Below are 25,512 nucleotides of genomic sequence, written 5' to 3' on the forward strand. Positions count from 1 at the left end.
CGGCTGGCCGGCCGCACCTAGCCGGCCGCACCTAGCCGGCGGCTCCAAATTCCTTCATCGCCGGGACGAAATCGTGGCTCGCCTCGGGCTTGCGCGACAGCTTCGCGAGCACATAGCGCTTGAAAGGATCGAGCTCGGCCCAGCGCGCGACGCTCGGCGCGGCGAGACCGGCCAGCCCCGCCTGATGCGCGACACCGTCGGGCACGCTGTCGGTTTGACGCCAGGCCGGCGACTCCTCAGGCGTAAACCACTCCGGTTCGACGTTCGCGTGCGTGCGCAGCATCTCGAACAGCGCGTGATCGAAATTCGGTTCGATCTGCGTGTCGTCTTCGACCGGGAAACGCGCGAGCAGCTTACGATCTTCGAGCGGCAGTTGCTGCCACTGCGCGAGCGTGATGCGCAGCCCGAAACGGTCGAGATTGAAGCGCACCGACATCGGGATATAAGTGAAATTCTCCGAAGACGCGACTTCGAAGTCGAACAGAAGCGGTGCTTCGTTGAGTCCCATGTCAGTGCTCCTTGTCGGTGGCGGACAGCGTGCGGGCGTCGCTTGAGGTATTTTAGAACTTATTCGCGCGACGGCGCCCCGCGCGGCGGCCGCCGCGAAGCACACGGCGAGCCCGGCGCACCCTTTGACGCGCGGCATGGTACAGGAGTGAAGCAGCTTGAACGGACAGGAAAACGGGCGCGCAACCGAGCGGGCGGACGGCCGGCCCCACGCCCTCGACAGCGACGAACAACCCGGCGCGGTGCAACTCGAAGTGCGCCGCCATCGCGGCGCGGCGGTTGAAACCGCCACCGATCACGTCGGCCAGGAGTGGCCGGTCGCGCTCGTGTTCAACGGCATCTCGCACGCGGTGATGATGTGCACGCCGCGCGATCTCGAAGCGTTCGCGGTCGGCTTCGCGATTTCGGAGGGGATCGTCGAGCGCGGCAGCGACATTCAGGACATCGAGGTCGAATTGCACGGGCACGGCGAGCTGCCGCATGCCGAGGTGCAATTGCAGGTCGTGCAGCAGGCGTTCGCCGGTTTGAAGGAAAAGCGCCGCGCGCTCGCCGGGCGCACCGGCTGCGGCGTGTGCGGCATCGAAAGCATCGATCTGCTGGATCTGAAACCGCAGCGTGTACCCGACACTGGCTTCTTGCAGCGGCTCGCGCCCGATGCGATCGCACGCGCCGCGCGCGCGCTGCCCGAGCACCAGGCGCTCACTCGTTTGACGGGCGGCCTCCACGCGGCCGCGTGGTGTGATGCGCAAGGCGCGATCCACTCTGCGTTCGAGGACGTCGGCCGCCACAACGCGCTCGACAAGCTGATCGGCCAGCTCGTGCTCGACCGCGCCGATACGCGCGACGGTTTCGTGTTTCTGTCGAGCCGCGCGAGCTACGAGCTGGTGCGCAAGGCCGCGCGCGTCGACGTGCCGATGGTCGCGACGATCTCGGCGCCGTCGTCGCTCGCGATTGCGATCGCGCGTGAGGCGGGCGTGCGGCTCGTGAGCTTCTGCCGCGAAGGCAGCTACGTCGATTACGACACATGGCAGCAGCAAGCTTGAGCGATTGAAGCGGCGCAGCGACGATTCACGGCTAACCCACCCGAAGCCCGCCTGCGTCGCACACCCCTCAGTCGAACCGCCGGAAATCCGGCTTGCGCTTCTCGAAGAACGCCTTGAACGCCTCGCGCGCTTCGGGCGCAAGCAGCATCTTGCCGAAATGCACGGCTTCCTCGGTCATCTGCGTCTGCAGTTCCTGCTGGCTCGCGCGCTTCATCAGGCTCTTCGTCACGCGCAACGACGACGCCGGCAGCGCCGCCAGCTTCGCGGCCTGCGCCGCCGCGAACGCGTCGACTTCGCCCGCCGGCAGCACGCGATTCACAAAGCCCATGCGGTGCGCTTCGGCCGCGTCGAACGCCTCGCCGAGCAGCAGTTTTTCCGCCGCCGCCTGGTAGCCGGCCACGCGCTGCAGCAACAGGCTCGACGCTGCTTCCGGGCACAGCCCGAGCTGCGTGAACGGCAGCGAAAAGCTCGCGGTGTCGGCCGCGTAGACCAGATCGCAATGCAGCAGCAGCGTCGTGCCGACGCCGACGGCCGGCCCCGCGACCGCCGCCACCACCGGTTTTTCCGCCGAACCTAGCGCGCGCAGGAACTGGAACACCGGCGGGGTTTCGCCAACCGGCGGCGACTTCATGAAGTCCTCGAGATCGTTGCCCGCGCTGAATATGCCCGCGCTGCCGCGAATCAGGATCGCGCGCACCGACGCGTCGCCCTGCGCTTCTACGAGCGCGTCGGCCATCGTCTGATACATCGCGGCCGTGAACGCGTTTTTCCTGCCGGGCCGGTTGAAGCTGATGGTCAGCACCGCGTCGGCGCGCTCGACCAGAATATCCGTCGTCATCCCGTTCATCTCCTTGTGCTCCTGCTGAATGTAAAAACGGTTCGCAAGCCGCGCGGCCTGCGAACCGTTGCGCGGTCCCTGGTGGATCACAGAAGGATCCCCCGTTCGATCAGCGGCTCACAGACGCTCGATGATGCCCGCCGCGCCCATGCCGGTACCGACGCACATCGTCACCATGCCGTACTTGTAGTTGCGGCGGCGCAGGCCGTGCACCACGGTCGCCGCACGAATCGCGCCGGTCGCGCCGAGCGGATGGCCCAGTGCGATCGCGCCGCCGAGCGGGTTGATCTTCGACGTATCGAGGCCGAGGTCCTGGATCACCGCGAGCGACTGCGCGGCGAACGCCTCGTTCAGCTCGATCCAGTCGAGGTCGTCCTGCTTCAGGCCCGCGGCTTTCAGCGCGGCCGGAATCGCTTCCTTCGGGCCGATGCCCATGATTTCCGGCGGCACGCCGCGCACCGCGAAGCTGACGAAGCGCGCGAGCGGCGTCAGGTTGAACTGCTTGAGGATTTTTTCCGACACGACGATCAACGCGCCCGCGCCGTCCGACGTCTGCGAGCTGTTGCCGGCCGTGACCGAGCCTTTGTTCGCGAACACCGCGCGCAGCTTCGCGAGGCCCTCCATCGACGTGTCCGCGCGCGGACCTTCGTCGAGCGACACCTCGCGCGTTTTCACGTTGATCTCGCCGGTCGCGAGATCGGGCACGCGATCGACGATCGTGTACGCGGCGATTTCGTCGTTGAATTCGCCGGCTTGCTGCGCGGCGAACGCGCGGCGGTGCGATTCGACCGAGAACGCGTCCTGCGCTTCGCGGCTGATCTTCCAGCGCTCGGCGACTTTCTCCGCGGTCAGGCCCATGCCGTACGCGATGCCGACGTCTTCGTTGCGATCGAAGATATGCGGCGACAGCGACGGCTTATTGCCCATCATCGGCACCATGCTCATCGATTCGCAGCCGCCCGCGATCATCGCATCGGCCTCGCCGACGCGGATGCGGTCCGCGGCCATCGCGAGCGCGGTCAGACCCGACGCGCAGAAGCGGTTCACCGTGACGCCGCCGACCGTGTTCGGCAGACCTGCCAGCAGCGCGCCGATCCGTGCGACGTTCAGGCCCTGCTCCGCTTCCGGAATCGCGCAACCGACGATCGCGTCTTCGATCACGCCGGTGTCGAGGCCGGGCACCTGAGCGACGGCCGACCTGATCGCGTGAACCAGCAGCTCATCCGGACGTGTGTTCCTGAACATGCCGCGCGGCGCCTTGCCGATCGGCGTACGGCTCGCGGCGACGATATATGCGTCTTGCAATTGCTTTGCCATTTGGGAATCTCCTTTGTCGACCAGAGTTGGCCAAAGCTCTTACTCTGGTCCCATGCACGTTGTGCGGTCGCCGCTTAGTTGCGCACCGGCTTGCCGGTCTGCAGCATGCCCATGATCCGTTCCTGCGTCTTCTGCGTGCCGAGCAGCTCGACGAACGCGCGACGCTCGAGTTGCAGCAGCCATTCTTCGTCGACGAGGCTGCCCGCTTCGACGTCGCCGCCGCACACCGCTTCCGCGATGCGGCTCGCGATCAGGAAATCATGCTCGCTGATGAAGCGGCCGTCGCGCATGTTGACGAGCGACGCCTTGATCGTCGAGATCGCCGAGCGGCCCGCGACCGGCACCTGGGTCGCGCGCAGCGGCGCACGGTAGCCCGCCGCGGCGAGCGCGCGCGCTTCCTTCTTCGCGACGTCGAGCAGTTCGAACACGTTGAAGACGATCGTGTCGGAAGGCTTCAGGTAGCCCATCGCGCGGGCGTCGAGCGCGGAGGCCGACACCTTCGCCATCGCCGCGTTCTCGAACGACTTCTGCAGGAACTTCAGCAGATCGCTCGTCGCGCCGACCTGGCTTGCCGCTTCGGCCGCGCGCAGCGCCGCTTCCTTCAGGCCGCCGCCGGCCGGCACGAGACCCACGCCGACTTCGACGAGACCCAGATAGCTCTCGATGTGCACGACGCGCTTCGCGCTGTGCAGTGCGAGCTCGCAGCCGCCGCCGAGCGCGATGCCCGAGATCGCCGAAATCACCGGCACGTTCGCGTACTTGACGCGCAGCATGCCCTGCTGGAAATTCCTCACGAACGGCTCGATGCCCTTCGCGCCGCCCATCATGAACGCGGGCATCGCTTCTTCGAGGTTCGCGCCCGCCGAGAACGGACCGCCCGGCGTGCCGAGCTTCAGCGATGTGGGCTGCCACACGACGAGGCCCTTGTAGTCCTTCTCGGCCAGTTCGATCGCCTGCGTGAGCCCTTCGATCACCGCCGGTCCGATCGTGTTCATCTTGCTCTTGAACGACACGATCAGCACGTCGTCCTCGCCCGCGCGATCGTCGACCCATGCGCGCACCGCATCGGTCTCGAACAGCGTCTTGCCGTAAGTCTTCGGATCGGCGCCGGTTTCGCCGACGAGCGGCGCGCGGAACACCTGCTTGCGGTACACGTCGAGCGACGAGCGCGGCACGAAGGTCTGCGTGGCCGGTGACCACGAGCCTTCGGCCGTGTGCACGCCGCCCTTCTCGTCAACCGCGCCTTCGAGCACCCACGACGGCAGCGGCACGTTGGCGAGCGCCTTGCCCGCCGCGATGTCTTCCTGCACCCATTCGGCGACCTGCTTCCAGCCGGCCGTCTGCCAGCCTTCGAACGGACCTTCGTTCCAGCCGAAGCCCCAGCGGATCGCGAGATCGACGTCGCGCGCATTGTCGGCGATCGATTCCAGATGCACGGCGATGTAGTGATAGACGTCGCGGAAGATCGACCACAGGAACTGCGCCTGCGGGTGCTGCGTTTCGCGCAGCAGCTTCAGACGCTCGGCAGCCGGACGCTTCAGGATGCGGCCGACGAGTTCGTCTGCCTTCCCGCCGCCGTCGATATATGCACCCGTGTTCGGATCGAGCACCTTGATCGCCTTGCCTTCCTTCCTGTAGAAGCCGGCGCCGGTCTTCTGGCCGAGCGCGCCCTTCTTCACCAGTTCGGCGAGCACGGCCGGCGTTTCGTAGACCGGCAAAAACGGATCGTCCGGCAGCGTGTCCTGCATCGTCTTGATCACGTGCGCCATCGTGTCGAGACCGACCACGTCGGCGGTGCGGAACGTCGCCGACTTCGCGCGGCCGAGGCGCGCGCCGGTCAGGTCGTCCACTTCATCGAAACGCAGGCCGAACTTCGCGGCTTCGGCAATAACCGCAAGGATCGAGAACACGCCGACGCGGTTCGCAATGAAGTTCGGCGTATCTTTCGCGCGCACGACGCCCTTGCCGACCACGCTGGTCAGGAAGGTCTCGAGCTGATCGAGAATTTCCGGACGCGTCGTCGCGGTCGGGATCAGTTCGACCAGATGCATGTAGCGCGGCGGATTGAAGAAGTGCACGCCGCAAAAGCGCGCCTTCAGCTCGTCCGCGAAACCTTCTGACAGTGCGGTGATCGACAGCCCCGACGTGTTGGTCGCGAAAATCGCGTTCGGGCCTATGTGCGGCGCGACCTTCTTGTACAGGTCGTGCTTCCAGTCCATACGTTCGGCGATCGCTTCGATCACGACGTCGCACTCGGCGAGCTTGTCGATGTCGTCGTCGTAGTTCGCGGGCTGGATGTATTGCGCGTCGTCCTTCACGCCGAACGGCGCCGGCGACAGCTTCTTCAGATTTTCGATCGCCTTCAGCGCGATCCCGTTCTTCGGGCCTTCCCTGGCTGGCAGGTCGAACAGCAGCACGGGCACCTTGGCGTTGATCAGGTGCGCGGCGATCTGCGCGCCCATCACGCCGGCGCCGAGCACGGCTACCTTGCGAATGATCAGATTGCTCACGTCGTTTCTCCGGAGAGTTGTGCGATGGCGCGAAGCGTCAGCCATGCTTCGCGCGATGTGTGTGGCCTCGCTCGATGTGCGAGCGTCAGAACAACGCTTCTTCGACGTCCATCATCGGCTTCGAACCGGCGCGCGCCTGGCGGATCGTCATCGCCGTTTCGGGCAGCAGCTTCGCGAAGTAGAAGCGCGCGGTCGCGAGCTTCGCCTTGTAGAACGGATCGCCCGACGCCTGTTTGTCGAGCGCGATACGAGCCATGCGCGCCCAGAAGTACGAGAACACCAGATGGCCGACCGTGCGCAGATACGGCACGGCCGCGGCGCCGACTTCGTCGGGGTTCTGCATCGCCTTCATGCCGATTTCCATCGTCAGTTTCTGCACCTTTTCGCCGATCTCGGCGAGCGGGTTCACGAACTCCTGCATCTCCGGCTTGATGCCTTCGGCTTCGACGAATTCGGCGACGAGCTTGCCGAACTTCTTCATCTTCGCGCCCATGTCGCCGAGCACCTTGCGGCCGAGCAGGTCGAGCGACTGGATGCCGTTGGTGCCTTCATAGATCATGTTGATGCGCGCGTCGCGCACGTACTGCTCCATGCCCCATTCGGCGATGAAGCCGTGGCCGCCGTAGATCTGCATCGCGTGATTGGTGCCTTCGAACGCGTTGTCCGACAGGAACGCCTTCAGGATCGGCGTGAGCAGCGCGACGAGGTCGGCGGCTTCCTTGCGCTCCGCTTCGTCGGCGTGCGACAGCTCCTTGTCGATCTGCAGCGCCGACCAGTACGAGAACGCGCGGCCGGCTTCGGCGTAGGCCTTCTGCGTGAGCAGCATGCGGCGCACGTCCGGATGCACGATGATCGGATCGGCGGCCTTTTCCGGCGCCTTCGGGCCGGTCAGCGAACGCATCTGCAGCCGCTCTTTCGCGTACGTGAGCGAGTTCTGATATGCGACTTCCGTGAGACCGAGGCTCTGCATGCCGACGCCGAGACGCGCGGCATTCATCATCACGAACATCGCGTTCAGACCTTTGTTCGGCTCGCCGACCATCCAGCCCTTCGCGTTGTCGAGATTGATCACACAGGTCGCGTTGCCGTGGATGCCCATCTTGTGCTCGATCGAACCGCACTTCACGCCGTTGCGCTCACCGGGCTCACCCGCTTCGTTCGGCACGAACTTCGGCACGATGAACAGCGAAATCCCCTTGGTGCCCTTCGGCGCATCCGGCAGACGCGCGAGCACGAGGTGAACGATGTTCTCCGCCATGTCATGCTCGCCGCTCGAAATAAAAATCTTCGTGCCGCTGATCGAGTACGAGCCGTCGCCGTTCGGCTCGGCCTTCGAGCGCAGAATGCCGAGGTCGGTGCCGCAATGCGGCTCGGTCAGACACATCGTGCCGGTCCAGACGCCTGCGACGAGCTTCGGCAGATAGCGCTGCTGCAGTTCCGGCGTGCCGTGCGCGTGCAGGCATTCGTACGCGCCGTGCGACAGGCCCGGATACATCGTCCACGCCTGATTCGCCGAGTTCAGCATTTCATAGAGCGCGTTGTTGACGAACGCGGGCAGTCCCTGGCCGCCGAATTCCGGGTCGCAACCGAGCGCCGGCCAGCCGGCTTCGACGTATTGCCGATAGGCTTCCTTGAAGCCCTTCGGCGTGGTCACGACGCCGTCGCCGGCATACGTGCAGCCTTCCTGGTCGCCGCTGTGGTTGAGCGGGAACAGCACTTCGGAGCAGAACTTGCCGGCTTCCTCGAGCACCGCGTTGATCGTGTTGGCGTCGAGTTCGGCGTGCTTCGGCATTTGCCGAAGTTCAGCCTCGACGTTGAGCAGTTCGTGCAACACGAATTGCATGTCGCGCAGCGGCGCGGCGTACTGTCCCATGACTCTCTCTCCCTGGTTTGACAAAAAGCCAGGCCGTTGGCCGGGCCCGTGGTCGGACCTTCTGCGCCGCGCGTTTCCGGTAGATTCCGGCGACGCCGCTAACGGCTTTCGCTTTGATACGAATTAATCAGTTTTTCCAGCGCGGCCCACGTGAGACGCACCGCATCCGGCAGATGCAGAAAGCGCGCGTCGTGATGCAGGCCGAGCGTGACGCTATACAGTTCGAACAGCATCAGCTGCGGGTCGGTATCGGCGCGCAGATGCCCTTCTTCCATCGCTTGCGAGATCGCACGCGTGAGCGCCGCACGCCACGTCGTCACGCTCGACACCAACTGCTCGCGCACCTGGCTGTCCGCGCGGTCGTCGTATTCGACGGCGCCGCTGATGTAGATGCAGCCGGTCGTGACTTCCTGAATGCGTTTCTCGATCCAGCGGGAAATCATCGCGCGCAAGCGCGGCAGACCACGCGGCTCGCGCAGGCTCGGGAAAAACACCTCTTCTTCGAAACGGCGGTGGTATTCGCGCACGACCTCGATCTGCAGATCCTCGCGCGACCCGAAATGCGCGAACACACCGCTCTTGCTCATCTGCATGCGCTCGGCCAGCAGACCAATCGTCAGACCTTCCAGTCCGTCTCGGCCTGCCAGATCGAGTGCTGCGTCGAGAATCGCGGCTCGGGTTTGTTCGCCTTTTCGCATAGCTGTTTTACCGTTCTAATGTGACCGAATTGAAAATCGAACGGCCGTACTATTATTGAGTGCTTGCCGTCCGCGAAACAAGGACTTTATTAGAAACCGGTTTCTAACCGGCTTCTAATTTTGCGGCTTTCGACCATCAGATCAATCAGATTTTTAGAGGCGTTTGCCTTGACTCGATGGTTGCCGATCGGCGCGCGCGTGTTCTCGCGCGTGTTCTATTTCTTTGCCCCGGCTCGCTGGCGCCGATTGATGGCCGACATGATGCGGCAAGCGCGGGCTCTCGTGCGAGCGGTATTAGTCGTAGCCGCCCACCGTCAGCAGCTTCATCGCGACGCGGTAGCTCGTGTACGCGATCCAGCTCAACGCGCGCACGCGCGCCGGTCGCGATTCGTAGTGCGCTTCATCGATTGGGCGCGCGTCCGTGAACGCGTCGAGAATCGCGTCGCGCAGTTTGGGGATCGACGGATCGTTCACGAGCACGACGTTCGCTTCATTGTTCAGCATCAGGCTGAGCGCATCGAGATTCGACGAACCGACCGTGCCCCAGTTCGAATCGACCACCGCGACCTTGCCGTGCAGCAGCGTCTTCTCGTATTCGGCGATCTGCACGCCTGCGCGCAACAGCGCGTGGTACAGGAACGGCACGGCGTAATCGAGCGCCTTGAACTCCTTGCGCCCGATGATCAGCTTCACGACCACGCCGCGCCGCGCCGCGAACACCAGCGCGCGACGCAGCTTGCGTCCCGGCATGAAGTACGGATTCGCGAGCAGGATTTCATGGCGCGCCTGGCCGATCGCGGCCAGATAAGCTTTTTCGATCGCGCGGCGGTTGATCAGGTTATCGCGCGCGACGAATGCGACGCACGGCTCGCCGCCGGCCCACAGTGCCTCGTTGCGGCGTCGCCGGCGTCTGCGCAGACTGCCAAGCGAGTTGGCGTCCTGCGACGACAGGTCGGGCTTCATCGAATCGAGCGGCCGATGGCCGACGCGAATCCGCCGCCACTGCACGTCGATCGCATCGCGCACGTCGGCGACCACCGGCCCGCGCAGCTCGACCGCGAAGTCCCAGCGCCGGTACGGCAGCTTCTCGCCGTTGTTCTCGTAATCGTCGACGATATTGATGCCGCCGCAATACGCGATCTGATCGTCGATCACCGCGAGCTTGCGGTGCGTGCGCGAAAAGCCGAAGCGGCCGAACAGATGCGGGTTGTAGATGCGATGCTCGATGCCGCCGGCCGGCCATTGCTCGAACATCTTCAGGCGCGCGGTGCCGACGCCATCGGTGATCACGCGCACTCTGACGCCGCGCGCGGCAGCGCGAAGCAGCGCCTCGCTGACCGCGTGGCCGGCTTCGTCGTCGCAGAAGATATAGGTTTCGAGCGCGACGTTGTGCTCGGCCGCGTCGATGCGCTCGATCAGCGCGTCGAAGAAATCGTCGCCGGAGCGCAGCAGCTCGACCTCGTTGTTACTGGTGAAGCGGTAGCGCTGCCAGTAACGACGGCCGAGCAACGTGTGCCGCAGACGCGCCAAACGGCCCGAGCCGCCTGCGCTCACTGGCCACGCTCCCCGGCCAGCGGGCCGGATTGCGGGTCGACCGGGCGTGCGGCGAGCCGCCGCGGCAACTGCAGGATCGCATCGGCATTCGACGACGAAAAGCAGCGCGATGCGGCCTCGTCATATGGCAGCCACATATACGCGGTGTGTTCGCGCGGCGCGAGCGTCACGTCGATGCACTCGGGGACCTGCAGGCTGAACCAGTGCTCGGTGTTGTAGAGCACGCCCGCTTCGTAGCGGTAACGAAATTCCGGGTAGATCTCGTAGTCGATCGAGTAGTGCCAGTCGAACAACCCGCTGCGCGGCACCAGTGCGCCGCCGATCATGATGCCGGTTTCCTCGCCGACTTCGCGCACCGCCGTGTCGGCGAGCGGTTCGTCGAGCCGGTCTTTCGAACCCGTCACCGACTGCCAGAACGCCGCATGATCGGCGCGCTCGAGCAGCAGCACGTCGAGCGCAGGCGTATGAATGATGACGAGGACGGACTGCGGAATTTTCGGCGGTTTCGGCATGGCTCAAACTGGGCGCGACGATACGCGCGGTACATGTCGGATGACGGTCGAAAGGGTCTGGAAAGCGGTGGCTTCACTGTAACGCAAAAAATGAAAAAGGCGCTGAGGTGGAGATCACCTCAGCGCCTTTTCGTTTCGCTCGTGTGGTTTTTTTGCGGCCGCCGGCTCGCTGGCCGGCACACGCAAGACCGCTTGCCGGCCGCGCGCAGCGGCCGCGGTTTTATGCCTTCGGTTCCGGCGTACGCAGACGGATGTGCAGCTCGCGCAGCTGACGCTCGTCGACTTCGCTCGGTGCCTGCGTGAGCAGATCCTGCGCGCGTTGCGTCTTCGGGAACGCGATCACGTCGCGGATCGAGTCGGCGCCGGCCATCATCGTGACGATGCGGTCCAGACCGAACGCGATACCGCCGTGCGGGGGCGCGCCGTATTGCAGCGCGTCGAGCAGGAAGCCGAACTTCGCCTGCGCTTCTTCCGCGTTGATCTTCAGCGCGCGGAACACCTTGCTCTGCACTTCCTCACGGTAGATACGCACCGAGCCGCCGCCGATTTCCCAGCCGTTCAGCACCATGTCGTAGGCCTTCGCGAGGCAGCGCGCGGGGTCCGTTTCGAGGTACTCGAGGTGCTCGTCCTTCGGGCTCGTGAACGGGTGATGCGCGGCGACGTAGCGGTTGTCTTCCTCGTCGTATTCGAACATCGGAAAGTCGACGACCCACAGCGGCTTCCAGCCGGACTCGACGAGGCCGTTGGCCTTGCCGAATTCCGAATGACCGATCTTCAGACGCAGCGCGCCGAGGCTGTCGTTGACGACCTTCGCGCGATCCGACGCGAAGAAGATGATGTCGCCGTCTTGTGCGCCGGTGCGCTCGATGATCGCCTTCAGCGCTTCGTCGTGCAGGTTCTTCACGATCGGGCTTTGCAGGCCGTCACGGCCCTTCGCCGCTTCATTGACCTTGATCCACGCGAGACCCTTCGCGCCGTAGATGCGCACGAATTCCGTATAGCTGTCGATGTCGCCGCGCGACAGCTCGCCGCCCTTCGGCACGCGCAGCGCCGCGACACGGCCGTCCTTCGTGTTGGCCGGGGTGCTGAACACCTTGAAGTCGACGTCGCGCATCGCATCGGTCAACTCGGTGAACTCGAGCTTCACGCGCAGGTCGGGCTTGTCCGAACCGAAGCGGCGCATCGCTTCCGCGTATTCCATGACCGGGAATTTCTGGTCGAGCTCGACGCCGATCGTCGTCCTGAACACGTGACGGATCATTGCCTCGAACAGATCGCGGATTTCCTGTTCCGACAGAAACGAGGTTTCGCAGTCGATCTGCGTGAATTCCGGCTGACGGTCGGCGCGCAGGTCTTCGTCGCGGAAGCACTTGGTGATCTGGTAGTAACGGTCGAAGTTCGCGACCATCAGCAGCTGCTTGAACAGCTGCGGCGACTGCGGCAGCGCGAAGAACTGGCCCGGGTTCGTGCGCGACGGCACGAGGTAGTCGCGCGCGCCTTCCGGCGTGCTCTTCGTGAGCATCGGCGTTTCGATGTCGATGAAGCCCTGCTCGTCGAGGTATTTGCGCACTTCGATCGCGACGCGGTAGCGCAGACGCAGGTTGTGCTGCATCTGCGGACGGCGCAGGTCGAGCACACGATGGGTGAGGCGCGTGGTTTCCGACAGGTTGTCATCGTCGAGCTGGAACGGCGGCGTGACCGACGCGTTCAGCACGATCAGCTCGTGGCACAGCACTTCGATCTTGCCGCTCTTCAGCGAGGCATTGGTCGTGCCTTCCGGACGGCCGCGCACGATGCCCTTGACCTGCACGCAGAACTCGTTGCGCACGCCTTCGGCGACCTTGAACATGTCAGCGCGATCCGGATCGCAGACGACCTGAACGAGCCCTTCGCGATCGCGCAAGTCGATGAAGATGACGCCGCCATGGTCGCGGCGGCGGCTTACCCAGCCGCACAGCGAGACGGATTGGCCCAGCAGTTCCTCGGTCACCAGACCGCAGTATTCAGATCTCATCGACATGATGTTTGTCTTTCGTTTTGCATTGGTTGAACGGCGCGCCGCAGACGATCCTGCATGAAGCGTTGCGCGCCGGCATTAGAGCGGGGGCTCGACGGTGGCGCGGCGCACCGGCGCCGGCGGTGGCGCGGACGGCGCCACGACGCCCATCGAGACAATGTACTTGAGCGCAGCGTCGACCGTCATGTCGAGCTCGATCACTTCGCTTTTCGGCACCATCAGGAAGAAGCCGGACGTCGGGTTCGGCGTGGTCGGCACGTATACGCTGACGTAATCTTCCTTCAGATGGTTGGCCACGTCGCCGCCCGGGATGCCGGTCAGAAACGCGATCGTATAGGACCCGCGGCGCGGGTACTCGATCAGCAGCGCCTTACGGAATGCATTGCCACTGCTCGACAGCAGCGTGTCGGACACCTGCTTCACGCTGGTGTAGAGCGGGCCGACCACCGGAATGTGCGCGACCAGCAGTTCCCACCACTTCACGAGCTTCTGCCCAATGAAGTTCTGCGTCAACAGCCCGACGACGAAGATGAACGCGAGCGTGAGCACCGCGCCGAGGCCCGGCAAGCGATAGCCGATCGTGCGTTCCGGCTGCCACGAGGTAGGCAGCAGCAACAGCGTCTGGTCCATCGTGCCGATGATCAGGCCGAGCACCCACAGTGTGATGGCCAGAGGCACCAGCACCAGCAGGCCGGTCAGAAACACCGATTTGAGCGTGAATTTCTTCGTCGTCATGTGTACCGCCAGAAAGCTGCGCGGGCCGAAGCCCATGCGCGGTAGATACGCCGCCCGCGCGGGGCGGCAGTCCCACTAGGCGCTGCTGGAACCGCTCGGGCTCGTGGCGGCGGGCGCCGCGGGCACGGCAGCCGATGCAGCCGGGGCAGCGGCTGCGGCCGGCTCGGACTTCGCTTCCGACGCGGCCGGCGCGCTCGTGCCGCTGCGGAAATCGGTCACGTACCAGCCGGAGCCCTTCAACTGGAAGCCGGCGGCGGTGAGTTGTTTGCTAAAGGTGTCTTTTCCGCACTCGGGACACTGCGTCAACTGGGGGTCGCTCATCTTCTGGAGCACGTCCTTCCCGAAACCGCATGACCCGCAACGATAAGCGTAGATCGGCATGATCCTCTCTTACTCCAAATGCCTACTGAAATCTTGTAAACGCTTGCAAAGCCTTGAATTATAGCCGCAAACGATGTCCGTTCCCCGGATTTCGGGAAGCGGACGCACGACGCGCCCGCCACCGCGCCAGATGGGGACGACCCCCGGACCTCTCAAGAGCGGCGCGCGTGGCGTTAGCCGCGACGCCGCCAGGTGAGCCAGCGCTCGCGTCCGGCGAATACGGCGATCGAGTCGTCGACCGCTTCGTCTTCGACCAGCTCGAAGTGTGGCGTGAGCAGCGCATCGAGCTCGCCGCGTTCGACGCCGAACGGCGGCCCTTTCGGCGTCGCGCCGATGAAAAAGATGCCCGCCAGCAACCCGCCGGCCGGCAGCAGTTCGGCCATGCGCTGCGCGTAGTCGGCGCGGCGCGCCGGCGGCAGCGCGCAGAAGAATGCGCGCTCATAGATCCATGCCGGTGCGAACGGTGGCGCATAGGTGAAGAAATCCGCCTGTTCGACCAGCGATGCATGCGCGCCGAGCTGCTCGCGTGCCGCCGCCACGGCGGCCGGCGAGAAGTCGATCGCGCGTACCGGGTTGCCCTGGCGCGCGAGCCATACCGCTTCGTGCGCGCTGCCGCAGCCTGGAATCAGCACGGCCACGTCGCGGTGCCGTTCGGCGAACGCGCGAAACGCGGACGGCACGCCCGCCTGATCCCACGGCGTGAAATGGCGCTCGAAGCGTTCGTCCCAGAACTCGGGCGAGTCGGGATCGCGGGTTGCGAAATCGGGCGCGGCGGGTTGGGTCGGATCGCTCATCGGAATCTAACCTCCATAAGCCAGTACCAGGAACGCACGCGCCAGCATCGCGCCGACGCCGACCGCCACGCCGAACAGCAGCAGGCCTTGCAGCAGACGGTTGGTGCGCTTTTGCTCGAGCAGGATCTGGCGGATCACGTCGTCGTTCGCGCCGCCCACCGGATGATGGCGCTCGGCCAGCATGTTATGGACGAGGCGCGGCAACTGCGGCAGCGTCTTGCTCCACTGCGGCGCCTCGATCTTCAGACGCTCGTACCAGCCGCGCAAGCCGATCTGCTCGTTCATCCAGCGCTCGAGATAGGGCTTCGCGGTCTTCCACAGATCCAGTTCGGGATCGAGCGAACGGCCTAAGCCTTCCACGTTCAGCATCGTCTTTTGCAGCAATACGAGCTGCGGCTGGATCTCGACGTTGAAGCGCCGCGACGTCGAGAACAGACGCATCAGCACCTGGCCGAGAGAAATGTCCTTCAGCGCGCGATCGAAATACGGTTCGCAGACCGCGCGGATCGCGCTTTCGAGCTCCTCGACGCGGGTGCTCGGCGGCACCCAGCCCGACTCCAGATGCAGCGTCGCGACGCGATGGTAGTCGCGCTTGAAGAACGCGAGGAAGTTCTGCGCGAGGTAGTTTTTGTCGAAGTCCGACAACGCGCCGATGATGCCGAAGTCGAGCGCGATATAGCGGCCGAAGTGCGCGGGATCGAGGCTCACCTGGATGTTGCCGGGGTGCATGTCGGCGTGGAAAAAGCCGTCGCGGAACACCTGCGTGAAGAAAATTTCGACGCCCTCGCGCGCGAGCTTCGGGATGTCGACACCCGCCGCGCGCAACGTATCGACCTGGCTGATCGGCACGCCGACCATGCGCTCCATCACGAGCACCGTGGGCGTGCAGAACTCCCAGTACATCTCGGGCACGAGCAGCAGGTCGAGCCCCAGGAAGTTGCGCCGCAACTGGCTGCCGTTGGCGGCCTCGCGCATCAGGTCGAGTTCGTCGTGCAGGTATTTGTCGAATTCGGCGACCACCTCGCGCGGCTTCAGGCGCTTGCCGTCGGCCCACAGACGCTCGGCCCATAGGGCGATGTCGCGCAACAGCGCGAGGTCGGAATCGATCACCGGCAGCATCTTGGGGCGCAGCACCTTCACCGCGACCGCCTTGCCCGCATGCTGGCCGGCCTTCACCTTCGCGAAGTGGACCTGGGCGATCGACGCGCTCGCGACCGGGACCCGCTCGAAATCGTCGAACAGCACGTCGACCGGCGCGCCGAGCGACTTCTCGACGAGCGCGATCGCGACCGCCGAATCGAACGGCGGCACCTGGTCTTGCAGCTTGGCAAGTTCGTTGGCGATATCGACCGGCAGCAGATCGCGACGGGTCGACAGCACCTGGCCGAACTTGACGAAGATCGGCCCGAGGCTTTCGAGCGCGAGCCGCAGACGCACCCCCGGCGGCGCATCGAACTTGCGACCAAGCGTCGTGATGCGCAGCAGCAGACGCACGCGCCGGTCGTTGATGCGGCTCAACATCATTTCGTCGAGGCCGAAGCGGATGACCGTGAAAAATATCTTGAGAAAACGCAGAAAACGCATGGCTGGGCCCGGTGACTAGCGCGTGCCGCGCGACGTGGCGGCGCCGCCCGGCGTTTGCGCGCCGCGGGCTTCGACCTTCTGTTCGATGCGCTCGATGCGCTTTTCGACGCGCGCGAGCGAATCCCGCGCGCGCGCCAGCTCGACGTTGAAGTCAGCGAGCGCGGTGCGGCGCACCAGTTGCGGATTTTCGTCGAGCAGGTACTCGGCGGCGGTGTCGAGCAGATTGCGACCGGTGCGCTGCACATGCTCGCCGACTGAGCGGACTAGCGACGTGATGCGCCACGCGGGTCCATCACCGATCAGCTTCGCGAGATCTTCCTCCGGCTCCCAGCGCAGATGCTCGGCGAGCTTCGCGATCACGGTCGCGAACTCGGCGTCGCCCTCGATCTTCACGTGCTTCATCACCGCCGCCTGGCCACCTTGCAGGAAGGCCGGCAGTGCGTCGGACGGCACCGAGATCGTCACGTCGAACTGATGCGCATCGGCTTCGTCGAGCGTAGCGAGATAGCCGTCAGGCTGCACGAGCAGCGCGAGCACAACCGGCGGACATGACAGGCGAGCGGTCTTGCCCGCGTACGGGGCGAGGCGCTCGCGGGCCCACGATTCGCGGGCGAGCAGATGATTGACAGCAGCAGCGAAGGGCTTGGCGGCGAGGGTCATCGAAGGTGGCAAGAAAAAACCCGCGCGAGCGAGGTGCTTGCGCGGGCTCCCATTGTAACGTCCGTTCGCTTCGCGGCCTGCTATGCCGAACGGCCTAAGCCATGCGCGAGGTCAGGAATCGCCATGCCGTGGCCGGCTCCTTTCGAGGCAAACGCGACTCGATGCTTCGACATGTCAGTGTTGCTCGACCTGCTGGATGCCGGCAAGCAGCCAGCCTTCGCCAGTGCGGTTCGCCTTCGTCAGATTCCAGACTTCGACGAACGGCTCGGCCGCCGCGCCCGGCTCCTCGCGGATCAAACCGGAGAAGCGCACGCTCGCGAAGGATTCGTTCGCGCGCTCCTCGACGCCGAGCAGCTCGGCGTTCAACTGCACGACGTCGGTCTGGCTCGGCTGCGTGCCGCGCGACGCGAGATCGACGCGCACTTCGGCGAACATTTCCGGCGTCGTGAATTCGCGGATGTCCTCGACGTTGCCGACGTCCCACGCGGCCTGCAGGCGCACGAAGTACACCTTCGCGTTACGCAGAAACGCTTCCGAATCGAAGCCGGCCGGCACCGACGGCGTCGCGCCGAGCGATGGCGTGGTCAACGGGTTGCCCTGCGGTTCGAGATACGAGCCGGTGGGCGGCGCCGTGTAACGCGGCTCCTGAATATAGTCGGTGCCTTTCGTGTTCAGCGACGGCGCCGTGCCCGCGTAGGCAGGCTGCGCCGCATCGCGCTTACGGCCGGTGAAGCGGCGGATGAGCCAGATCACCACAATCGCGATCAACGCGATCACGATCACGTTCGCGAACATGCCGGCGAACGCCTCGCCGAGCCCGAAATGCGACAGCAATGCGGCGATGCCGAGACCGGCCGCGAGACCGGCGATCGGCCCGAGCCAGCGATTGCGGTTCGGCGCGGCGGGCGGCGTGGGCTTAGTCGCAGGCGCCGCCTGCGCGCTCTGCTGCGTGGCCTGACTGTTCTGCGCCGGCTGGGACGGCGGCGTCGTCTGGCGCTGCTGTTGCAGACTGTTCGATTGACGGCCGAAGCTGCGGCCTCCGCCCATGCGGCGCGCTTCGGCTTCGAGAGAGGCAAGCGTGCCGGCCATCAGCAGACCGACCATCGCGATCAGTCCGATTCTTCTCGCCAGCGCCCCCTTAACCTTACGAGTAGATAACAAATTCGAATCGGACATTTCGCACTTTCCTTTAAAAATCGATGGGTTAGGGACTCTAGTATTTGATCCCCACATGCAAAGCTACCACGCCAGCTGACAAATTGTAATATTTGACGCCATCGAGACCAGCTTGTTCCATCATAGTTTTCAAAGTTTCCTGGTCCGGATGCATGCGGATCGATTCCGCCAGGTACTGGTAGCTTTCCGCGTCCTTGGCGAAGCGCTCGCCGAGCCATGGCAACACCTTGAACGAATACAGATCGTAGACCTTCTTCAGCGGATCCCATACCTTCGAGAACTCGAGCACGAGCAGCCGCCCGGCCGGTTTCAGCACACGACGCATCTCGGCAAGCGCGATGTCCTTATGTGTCATGTTGCGCAAGCCGAACGCGACCGTCACCACGTCGAAGTAGTTGTCCGGAAACGGGATTTTCTCGGCATCGCACAGCAGCGCCGGCGTGATGATGCCCTTGTCGAGCAGCCGGTCGCGGCCCACGCGCAGCATCGATTCATTGATGTCGGTATGCCAGACCTCGCCCGTTTCGCCCGCCTGTTTCGCGAATGCTTTCGACAGGTCGCCGGTGCCGCCCGCAATGTCGAGCACCTTGTAGCCCGGCCGCACGTTCGCCTGGGCGATCGTGAACACCTTCCACGCCCGGTGCAATCCGCCCGACATCAGGTCGTTCATCAGGTCGTAGTTGGCGGCCACCGAGTGGAACACCCCCGCCACCTTCTGCGCCTTGTCCTGTTCGTCGACCGATTGAAAGCCGAAGTGGGTTTTGCTCATCGCGCTCGTCCTTTCGCGTGTTCTTGAATGTTGCGCCGCTCGAGCGGCGTTCGGGGGCGAATCGTATCAGTGACAGTGCCCGTGCGCAGCCGCGGCGGGCACCATCGGCGTGTCGCGGTCGATGCCGGCCGCTGCCAGTTTGGCGAGATACGCGCGCCAGAGTTCATCCTGACGCACGGCCATGTCGTACAGCAGGTCCCACGAGTAGATGCCGGTGGCGTGTCCATCGGAGAAGGTCGGTTGCAGCGCGTAGTTGCCGACGCCTTCGATCATCGTGATCGTCACGTCGCGCTTGCCGGTCTGCAGGGTTTCCTGACCGGGCCCGTGGCCCATCACTTCCGCCGACGGCGAATACACGCGCAGCAGTTCGAACGGTAGCCGATACGCTTCGCCGTTCGCGTACTGCAGTTCGAGCACGCGCGACTTCGAATGCAAGATCACGCCTGTCGGCACCGGCGTCTCGGGAGTCAATCCGCTCATGTTGGCCTCATCAGATAACGGCGGGTGATAACGTCGGATCGGCCGCCTCGCACGCCGACGGCAGTCCGGCGATGCGCGGCGACGGGTTCAGCGACGCTCAGCCCAGCGCCTGTTCAATTTCCTGCCGCACGGCTTCGCGCAGCAGCGTGGCGTGCGCGCGGCGCGACGACAACATCGCTTCGGACACCGTGCGCTGGCGCGGCGCCCAGATCGGCAGGGGGAAATGCGCGTCGTTCGAGAAACGCGGAATCACGTGCCAGTGCACGTGCGGCACCTGGTTGCCGAGGCTCGCGAGATTGACCTTCGCGGGCTGCATCACGCGCCGCTGCGCACGCTCGACCGCGTACACGGCCTTCATCACGTGATCGCGCTCGTCGGCAGAAAGATCCGAAAACTCGGCGACGTGAGCGTTCCAGATGACCCGGCAAAAACCCGGGTAGTCTTGTTCGTCGGCGAGGACGACTCGCAGCGCGTCGTCCTGCCACAGCACATGGCCGCCGTCTTCACGGCAAAAAACGCAGTCCATCGTCGTCCTCGGCAAAAATCGTTGGTCGTGCCATTAAACCAGCACGCGCTCGATTCCGCCATTGTTCGCCCGTTGAACGTAGTCCGCCATCCAGTTTTCGCCGAGCACGTGACGTGCCATCTCGACCACGATGTAGTCCGCCTCGGTACCCGCGTCTTCGTTGTAGCGCGACAGCCCTTGCAGGCACGACGGGCAGCTCGTGAGGATCTTGACGTCGGTCGAACCCGCGTTTCCGTGATTGGGCTGCGGACCGTCGCCGGCCTTCAGCACCGAACCGTTCGGCGCGCCCGCGGCGCCGGCCGATGCATTGGCCGGATTGATCGCGTTCGCGCCCGCTTCGGCGACGAGAGGGATGCCGCGCAGCTTCGCCGCGCCCTTGCGGATTTCTTCTTCCTTGCGGAAGCGCACCTGGGTCGAGATGTCGGGACGCGTGACCGCGAGCGTGCCCGATTCGCCGCAGCAGCGGTCGTTCTTCTCGATCTTGTAGCCGTCCTGCTCCGAACCCATCAGCTGATTGACGAGCTTGACCGGGTCCATCGTCTTGATCGGCGAATGGCACGGGTCGTGGTACATGTAGCGCACGCCGTTCACGCCATCGAGCTTGATGCCTTTTTCCAGCAGATACTCGTGGATGTCGATGATCCGGCAGCCCGGGAAGATCTTTTCGAATTCGTAACCGGCGAGCTGGTCGTAGCAGGTGCCGCACGACACCACCACCGTCTTGATGTCGAGGTAGTTCAGCGTATTGGCGACGCGGTGGAACAGCACGCGGTTGTCGGTGACGATCTGCTCGGCTTTGTCGTACTGGCCCGAACCGCGCTGCGGATAGCCACAGCACAGGTAGCCCGGCGGCAGCACGGTCTGCACGCCCGCCTCCCACAGCATTGCCTGGGTCGCGAGACCAACCTGCGAGAACAGCCGCTCGGAGCCGCAGCCCGGGAAGTAGAACACCGCTTCGGTGTCGGCGGTGGTCGTCTTCGGATTGCGGATGATCGGGACGATCTTGTTGTCCTCGATATCGAGCAAGGCGCGCGCGGTCTTCTTCGGCAGGTTGCCCGGCATCTTCTTGTTCATGAAGTGGATCACCTGCTGCGTGATCACCGGCTTGCCGACCGTGGCGGGCGGATGCGCGGTCTGCTTCTTCGCGAACTTCTTCAGCACTTCATTGCCGAGGCGCTGCGCCTTGTAGCCGATGCCCATCATCGCGGTGCGCGCGAGGTTGATGGTCTGCGGGTTGGTCGCGTTCAGGAAAAACATGCCCGCGGCGTTGCCCGGGTTGAACTTCTTCTTGCCCATCTTGCGCAACAGGTTGCGCATGTTCATCGTCACGTCGCCGAAGTCGATCTTCACCGGGCACGGCGTCACGCACTTGTGGCAGACAGTGCAGTGATCGGCGACGTCGTTGAACTCGTCCCAGTGCTTGATCGACACGCCGCGGCGCGTCTGCTCTTCGTACAGGAATGCCTCGACCAGCAAGGACGTGGCGAGAATCTTGTTGCGCGGGCTGTACAGCAGGTTCGCGCGCGGCACGTGGGTCGCGCAGACGGGCTTGCACTTGCCGCAGCGCAGGCAGTCCTTGATCGACTCGGAAATCGCGCCGATATCGGACTGCTGCATGATCAGCGATTCGTAGCCCATCAGGCCGAAGCTCGGCGTGTACGCGTTGCGCAGGTCCGCGCCTTCGAGCAGCTTGCCCGCGTTGAAGCGGCCATGCGGATCGACGCGCTGCTTGTACTTGCGGAATTCGCCGATCTCGTCGTCGGTCAGGAATTCGAGCTTCGTGATGCCGATGCCGTGCTCGCCGGAGATCACACCGTCGAGCGAACGCGCGAGCTTCATGATGCGCGCGACCGCCGTGTGCGCGTCCTGCAGCATCTCGTAGTTATCGGAGTTGACCGGCAGGTTCGTGTGGACGTTGCCGTCGCCCGCGTGCATGTGCAGCGCGACGAACACGCGCCCGCGCAGCACCTGCTTGTGGATCGCCTGGGCTTCGTCGAGGATCGGCTTGAACTCGCCGCCGTTGAAAATCTGCCGCAATTCGGCGCGGATTTCCTGCTTCCACGATACGCGAATCGTGCGGTCCTGCGCGAGGTGGAATACGGTTGCGTCGGGTTGCGCGTCGACGCGGTCGGCGAACTTTTCGGCGAGCGACTCGTAGCCGAGGCCGACCAGGTAGTGCTGCGCCTCGCGCAGCGACAGGTCGAGCTTGCCGCGCACGAATTCCCAGCGCGTGCGCACACGCGCGAGTAGATCGAGCGCCTGCTGCACGCGGTCTTCGAGCAGCTCGGCGCTGGGGATTTCGTTCGCGTCGTCGCTCTTGCCGAGCGGCAGCTTGCCGCCCTTGAAGAACGCTTCGAGCGCGTCGACCAGTTGCAGCTTGTTCTTCAGCGACAGCTCGATGTTGATGCGCTCGATGCCGTCCGTGTATTCGCCCATGCGGTCGAGCGGAATCACGACGTCTTCGTTGATCTTGAACGCGTTGGTGTGCTTTGCGATCGCGGCCGTACGGCTGCGGTCGAGCCAGAAGCGCTTGCGGGCCTCGGCGCTGACGGCGACGAAACCTTCGCCGCTCTTGCCGTTGGCCATGCGCACGACTTCCGAGGTGGCCTGCGCGACCGCGTCCGCGTCGTTACCGACGATATCGCCGATCAGCACCATCTTCGGAAACGCGTTGCGTTTGCTCTTGGTCGCATAGCCGACCGCGCGCAGATAGCGCTCGTCAAGATGCTCGAGACCCGCGAGAATCGCGCCGCCCTGGCGCGACGTCTCGAACAGGTAGTCCTTGATTTCGACGATGCTCGGAATCGCCTCGCGCGCCTGGCCGAAGAACTCGAGACAGACGGTGCGCGTATGCGCAGGCATCTTGTGCAGCACCCAGCGCGCGGACGTGATGAGGCCGTCGCAGCCTTCCTTCTGCACGCCCGGCAGACCGGCGAGGAATTTGTCGGTGACGTCCTTGCCGAGGCCTTCCTTGCGGAACACGCGGCCCTTGATGTCCAGCGCTTCGGTGCGCAGCAGCTTCTCGCCCGGCGCGTAGTCGCCGTCGAACCATTTGAGCTCGAAACGCGCGACTTCGATGTCGTGGATCTTGCCCATGTTGTGCTCGAGACGCGTGACTTCGAGCCAGTTCCCTTCCGGGTCGACCATGCGCCACCACGCGAGGTTGTCGAGCGCCGTGCCCCACAGCACCGCCTTCTTGCCGCCCGCGTTCATCGCGACGTTGCCGCCGACGCAGGACGCGTCGAGCGAGGTCGGGTCGACCGCGAACACGAAGCCGGCCTGCTCGGCCGCTTCGGTCACGCGGCGCGTGACGACGCCCGCGCCCGAGAAAATCGTCGCGACCTTGCGATCGACGCCCGGCAGCTGGGTCATTTCGACCGGGCCGAGCTGTTCGAGCTTTTCGGTGTTGATGACGGCCGAGAACGGCGTGAGCGGCACCGCGCCGCCCGTGTAGCCGGTGCCGCCGCCGCGCGGAATCACCGTCAGGCCGAGTTCGAAGCAGGCCTTGATCATGCCGGCGATTTCGGCCTCGGAGTCCGGCGTCAGCACGACGAACGGGTATTCGACGCGCCAGTCGGTCGCGTCGGTCACGTGCGAGACGCGCGACAGGCCGTCGAACTTGATGTTGTCTTTCTGCGTGACCTTGCCGAGCACGCGCGTAGAACGGCGGCGCAGGTCGTAGGTCTGCTGGAATTCGCTGGCGAATTGGTCGATCGCGCGGCGCGCGGCCTGCACCAGCTTTTCGACGCGCGCGGCGCGATCGACGCCGGCTTCGTCGCCGTGTTCGCGCAGATCGGCGCGGCGGCGCTTTTCGATTTCGGCGAGACGGTGATTGAGCGCCTCGATCAACAGCGCGCGGCGCTTCGGATTGTCGAGCAGGTCATCCTGAAGATACGGATTGCGGCGCACGACCCAGATGTCGCCGAGCACTTCGTACAGCATGCGCGCCGAGCGGCCGGTGCGGCGTTCGGCGCGCAGTTCGGCGAGCGCGTCCCAGGCTTCGTTGCCGAGCAGGCGGATAACGATTTCGCGGTCGGAGAACGACGTGTAGTTGTAGGGAATTTCGCGCAGACGCGCTTCGGGATCGGCGGCCACCGCGCCGGCGGCGCCGTGCGGATCGAAAACTTGAGGTGCGTTCATGGTTGGACGACTCGGTAGGTCAGCCTGGCGCACTCGTCACGAGGCGTCGGCGGACAATGCGCGTGGGGCGCAATGCTTGAAATCTTCTAGGGCTTCAAGGGGAGCGAGCACGACCGGCGGCCAACTCACGGCGGTCGCCTCGCGGCACTCAGAGACAGCTACACGATCGCGCGTGGCGGACATGCCGTTCCGCCGCGGGGCAGGATTCGCGCGGGACGGGCATTAAATGGGCGATCCGAGGCTGCCAGTGCATCTTCCGATCCTTATTCCAAAACGAAATTCTACCGCATCATTCCGCCACGCGTTGACGGTGGGAATCGGGCGGCGGCGGGGGTTCGGGGGATTTGGCGATGAATCCGGCGGCGTTTTCGCATACCGTCCATTGACCGGCCGGACGGTTGGGTGAGCTTCGATCGCGCGATTCCGATACGGCCCGGTTCAGTGCACGGCACCCGTCCGCGGAGCACCCGGAACGGCCAGAGCGGGCACCGTTGGCGCTATCATTGACGTCTTCCCGTTTTACACAGCGCACCGCGCCACCCGCATGGCTTCCCACGACTACCTGAAAAAGACCCTGACCGCGCGCGTCTACGACGTGGCGCGCGAGACCGAACTCGAACGCGCGCCGAACCTGTCGGCGCGGCTGTGCAACCCGGTCTATCTGAAGCGCGAGGACAACCAGCCGGTGTTCTCGTTCAAGCTGCGCGGCGCATACAACAAGATGGCGCATATTCCGGCCGAGGCGCTCAGTCGCGGCGTGATCACCGCGTCGGCGGGCAATCATGCGCAGGGCGTGGCGTTATCGGCGGCACGCATGGGCGTGAAGGCGATCATCGTCGTGCCGGTGACGACGCCGCAGCTCAAGGTCGACGCGATCCGCACGCATGGCGGGCCGACCGTCGAGATCGTGCAGTTCGGTGAGTCGTATAGCGACGCCTATGGTCACGCGGTCAAGCTGCAGGAAGAGCGCGGCCTGACCTTCGTGCATCCGTTCGACGATCCGTACGTGATCGCCGGTCAGGGCACCGTCGCGATGGAAATCCTCAGCCAGCACCAGGGGCCGATTCACGCGATCTTCGTGCCGATCGGCGGCGGCGGTCTCGCGGCCGGTGTCGCCGCATACGTGAAATCGGTGCGCCCCGAGATCAAGGTGATCGGCGTGCAGACCGACGATTCATGCGCGATGGCAGCGTCGTTGCAGGCGGGCGAGCGCGTGACGCTGAACGAAGTGGGGCTGTTCTCCGACGGCACCGCGGTGAAGCTCGTCGGCGAAGAAACCTTCCGTCTGTGCCGCGAATATCTCGACGAAGTGCTGCTCGTGAACACCGATGCGCTGTGCGCCGCGATCAAGGACGTGTTCCAGGACACGCGCAGCGTGCTCGAACCGGCGGGCTCGCT

The 25,512-nt window shown here is 64.7% G+C and carries 21 protein-coding genes; 2 read left to right on the forward strand and 19 right to left on the reverse strand.

Going from position 1 to position 25,512, the window contains the following annotated elements:
- Window positions 1-31 precede the first annotated feature (31 nt).
- Window positions 32-508, reverse strand: a complete 477-nt coding sequence (locus tag HDG34_RS23080) for a nitrate reductase associated protein (RefSeq protein ID WP_184062390.1) — start codon at window positions 506-508, stop codon at window positions 32-34.
- Window positions 509-665: 157 nt separating this feature from the next.
- Here HDG34_RS23080 and fdhD point away from each other — a divergent pair, with 157 nt between their 5' ends.
- Window positions 666-1,550 carry a formate dehydrogenase accessory sulfurtransferase FdhD gene (fdhD, locus tag HDG34_RS23085; RefSeq protein ID WP_184062392.1) on the forward strand — a complete coding sequence of 295 codons (885 nt, stop codon included), beginning with the start codon at window positions 666-668 and terminating at the stop codon, window positions 1,548-1,550.
- 67 nt (window positions 1,551-1,617) lie between these two features.
- On the opposite strand, the gene HDG34_RS23090 is transcribed toward fdhD, so the two are convergent.
- The 18 genes from HDG34_RS23090 to HDG34_RS23175 all read right to left on the reverse strand — a co-directional run bounded on the left by HDG34_RS23090 (window position 1,618) and on the right by HDG34_RS23175 (window position 24,114).
- Complete coding sequence (locus HDG34_RS23090) at window positions 1,618-2,388, reverse strand: enoyl-CoA hydratase (RefSeq protein WP_184062432.1); 771 nt, start codon at window positions 2,386-2,388, stop codon at window positions 1,618-1,620.
- Window positions 2,389-2,505: 117 nt separating this feature from the next.
- Complete coding sequence (locus HDG34_RS23095) at window positions 2,506-3,705, reverse strand: acetyl-CoA C-acyltransferase (RefSeq protein WP_184062394.1); 1,200 nt, start codon at window positions 3,703-3,705, stop codon at window positions 2,506-2,508.
- Between the two features lie 74 nt (window positions 3,706-3,779).
- On the reverse strand, window positions 3,780-6,215 hold the full coding sequence (locus HDG34_RS23100) for a 3-hydroxyacyl-CoA dehydrogenase/enoyl-CoA hydratase family protein (protein ID WP_184062396.1): 2,436 nt from the start codon (window positions 6,213-6,215) through the stop codon (window positions 3,780-3,782).
- An 85-nt stretch (window positions 6,216-6,300) separates the two neighbouring features.
- Window positions 6,301-8,088, reverse strand: coding sequence for an acyl-CoA dehydrogenase C-terminal domain-containing protein (locus HDG34_RS23105; RefSeq protein WP_184062398.1), 1,788 nt, complete (start codon window positions 8,086-8,088; stop codon window positions 6,301-6,303).
- Between the two features lie 98 nt (window positions 8,089-8,186).
- On the reverse strand, window positions 8,187-8,786 hold the full coding sequence (locus HDG34_RS23110) for a TetR/AcrR family transcriptional regulator (protein WP_090803011.1): 600 nt from the start codon (window positions 8,784-8,786) through the stop codon (window positions 8,187-8,189).
- 294 nt (window positions 8,787-9,080) lie between these two features.
- Window positions 9,081-10,340, reverse strand: a complete 1,260-nt coding sequence (gene clsB, locus HDG34_RS23115) for a cardiolipin synthase ClsB (protein WP_184062400.1) — start codon at window positions 10,338-10,340, stop codon at window positions 9,081-9,083.
- Entirely contained in the window at window positions 10,337-10,852 is a 516-nt protein-coding gene (nudB, locus tag HDG34_RS23120) for a dihydroneopterin triphosphate diphosphatase (RefSeq protein ID WP_184062402.1), read from the reverse strand. The genes clsB and nudB overlap by 4 nt, the downstream gene beginning before the upstream one ends.
- A gap of 220 nt (window positions 10,853-11,072) precedes the next feature.
- Window positions 11,073-12,872, reverse strand: coding sequence for an aspartate--tRNA ligase (aspS, locus tag HDG34_RS23125; protein WP_184062404.1), 1,800 nt, complete (start codon window positions 12,870-12,872; stop codon window positions 11,073-11,075).
- A gap of 75 nt (window positions 12,873-12,947) precedes the next feature.
- Window positions 12,948-13,604 carry a DUF502 domain-containing protein gene (locus tag HDG34_RS23130; protein ID WP_026225597.1) on the reverse strand — a complete coding sequence of 219 codons (657 nt, stop codon included), beginning with the start codon at window positions 13,602-13,604 and terminating at the stop codon, window positions 12,948-12,950.
- 75 nt (window positions 13,605-13,679) lie between these two features.
- Window positions 13,680-13,985: an FmdB family zinc ribbon protein gene (locus HDG34_RS23135; RefSeq protein WP_184062406.1), complete on the reverse strand. Its 306-nt coding sequence runs from the start codon at window positions 13,983-13,985 to the stop codon at window positions 13,680-13,682.
- Window positions 13,986-14,158: 173 nt separating this feature from the next.
- Window positions 14,159-14,779 carry a methyltransferase domain-containing protein gene (locus HDG34_RS23140; RefSeq protein WP_184062408.1) on the reverse strand — a complete coding sequence of 207 codons (621 nt, stop codon included), beginning with the start codon at window positions 14,777-14,779 and terminating at the stop codon, window positions 14,159-14,161.
- Between the two features lie 6 nt (window positions 14,780-14,785).
- The gene (gene ubiB / locus HDG34_RS23145; protein ID WP_090803000.1) at window positions 14,786-16,363 is read right to left on the reverse strand and encodes a ubiquinone biosynthesis regulatory protein kinase UbiB; all 1,578 of its coding nucleotides are present in this window, start codon (window positions 16,361-16,363) and stop codon (window positions 14,786-14,788) included.
- Between the two features lie 15 nt (window positions 16,364-16,378).
- Window positions 16,379-17,023 carry an SCP2 domain-containing protein gene (locus tag HDG34_RS23150; protein ID WP_184062410.1) on the reverse strand — a complete coding sequence of 215 codons (645 nt, stop codon included), beginning with the start codon at window positions 17,021-17,023 and terminating at the stop codon, window positions 16,379-16,381.
- A gap of 174 nt (window positions 17,024-17,197) precedes the next feature.
- Window positions 17,198-18,199 carry a Tim44 domain-containing protein gene (locus tag HDG34_RS23155; protein WP_184062412.1) on the reverse strand — a complete coding sequence of 334 codons (1,002 nt, stop codon included), beginning with the start codon at window positions 18,197-18,199 and terminating at the stop codon, window positions 17,198-17,200.
- Window positions 18,200-18,236: 37 nt separating this feature from the next.
- Window positions 18,237-18,968, reverse strand: a complete 732-nt coding sequence (gene ubiE / locus HDG34_RS23160; protein WP_184062414.1) for a bifunctional demethylmenaquinone methyltransferase/2-methoxy-6-polyprenyl-1,4-benzoquinol methylase UbiE — start codon at window positions 18,966-18,968, stop codon at window positions 18,237-18,239.
- Window positions 18,969-19,034: 66 nt separating this feature from the next.
- Window positions 19,035-19,448 (reverse strand): gamma-butyrobetaine hydroxylase-like domain-containing protein, encoded by a 414-nt coding sequence (locus tag HDG34_RS23165; protein WP_018419393.1) that lies wholly within the window; start codon window positions 19,446-19,448, stop codon window positions 19,035-19,037.
- 97 nt (window positions 19,449-19,545) lie between these two features.
- The gene (locus tag HDG34_RS23170; protein ID WP_184062416.1) at window positions 19,546-19,974 is read right to left on the reverse strand and encodes an HIT family protein; all 429 of its coding nucleotides are present in this window, start codon (window positions 19,972-19,974) and stop codon (window positions 19,546-19,548) included.
- Window positions 19,975-20,007: 33 nt separating this feature from the next.
- Window positions 20,008-24,114, reverse strand: a complete 4,107-nt coding sequence (locus HDG34_RS23175) for an FAD/FMN-binding oxidoreductase (protein ID WP_184062418.1) — start codon at window positions 24,112-24,114, stop codon at window positions 20,008-20,010.
- Between the two features lie 544 nt (window positions 24,115-24,658).
- On the opposite strand from HDG34_RS23175, the gene ilvA reads away from it, so the two are divergent.
- The coding region (ilvA, locus tag HDG34_RS23180) for a threonine ammonia-lyase, biosynthetic (RefSeq protein WP_184062420.1) at window positions 24,659-25,512 on the forward strand (854 nt) is incomplete at its 3' end.

It is taken from the genome of Paraburkholderia sp. HC6.4b (genome assembly GCF_014200875.1).
In the GTDB taxonomy this organism is placed as follows: Bacteria; Pseudomonadota; Gammaproteobacteria; order Burkholderiales; family Burkholderiaceae; genus Paraburkholderia; species Paraburkholderia tuberum.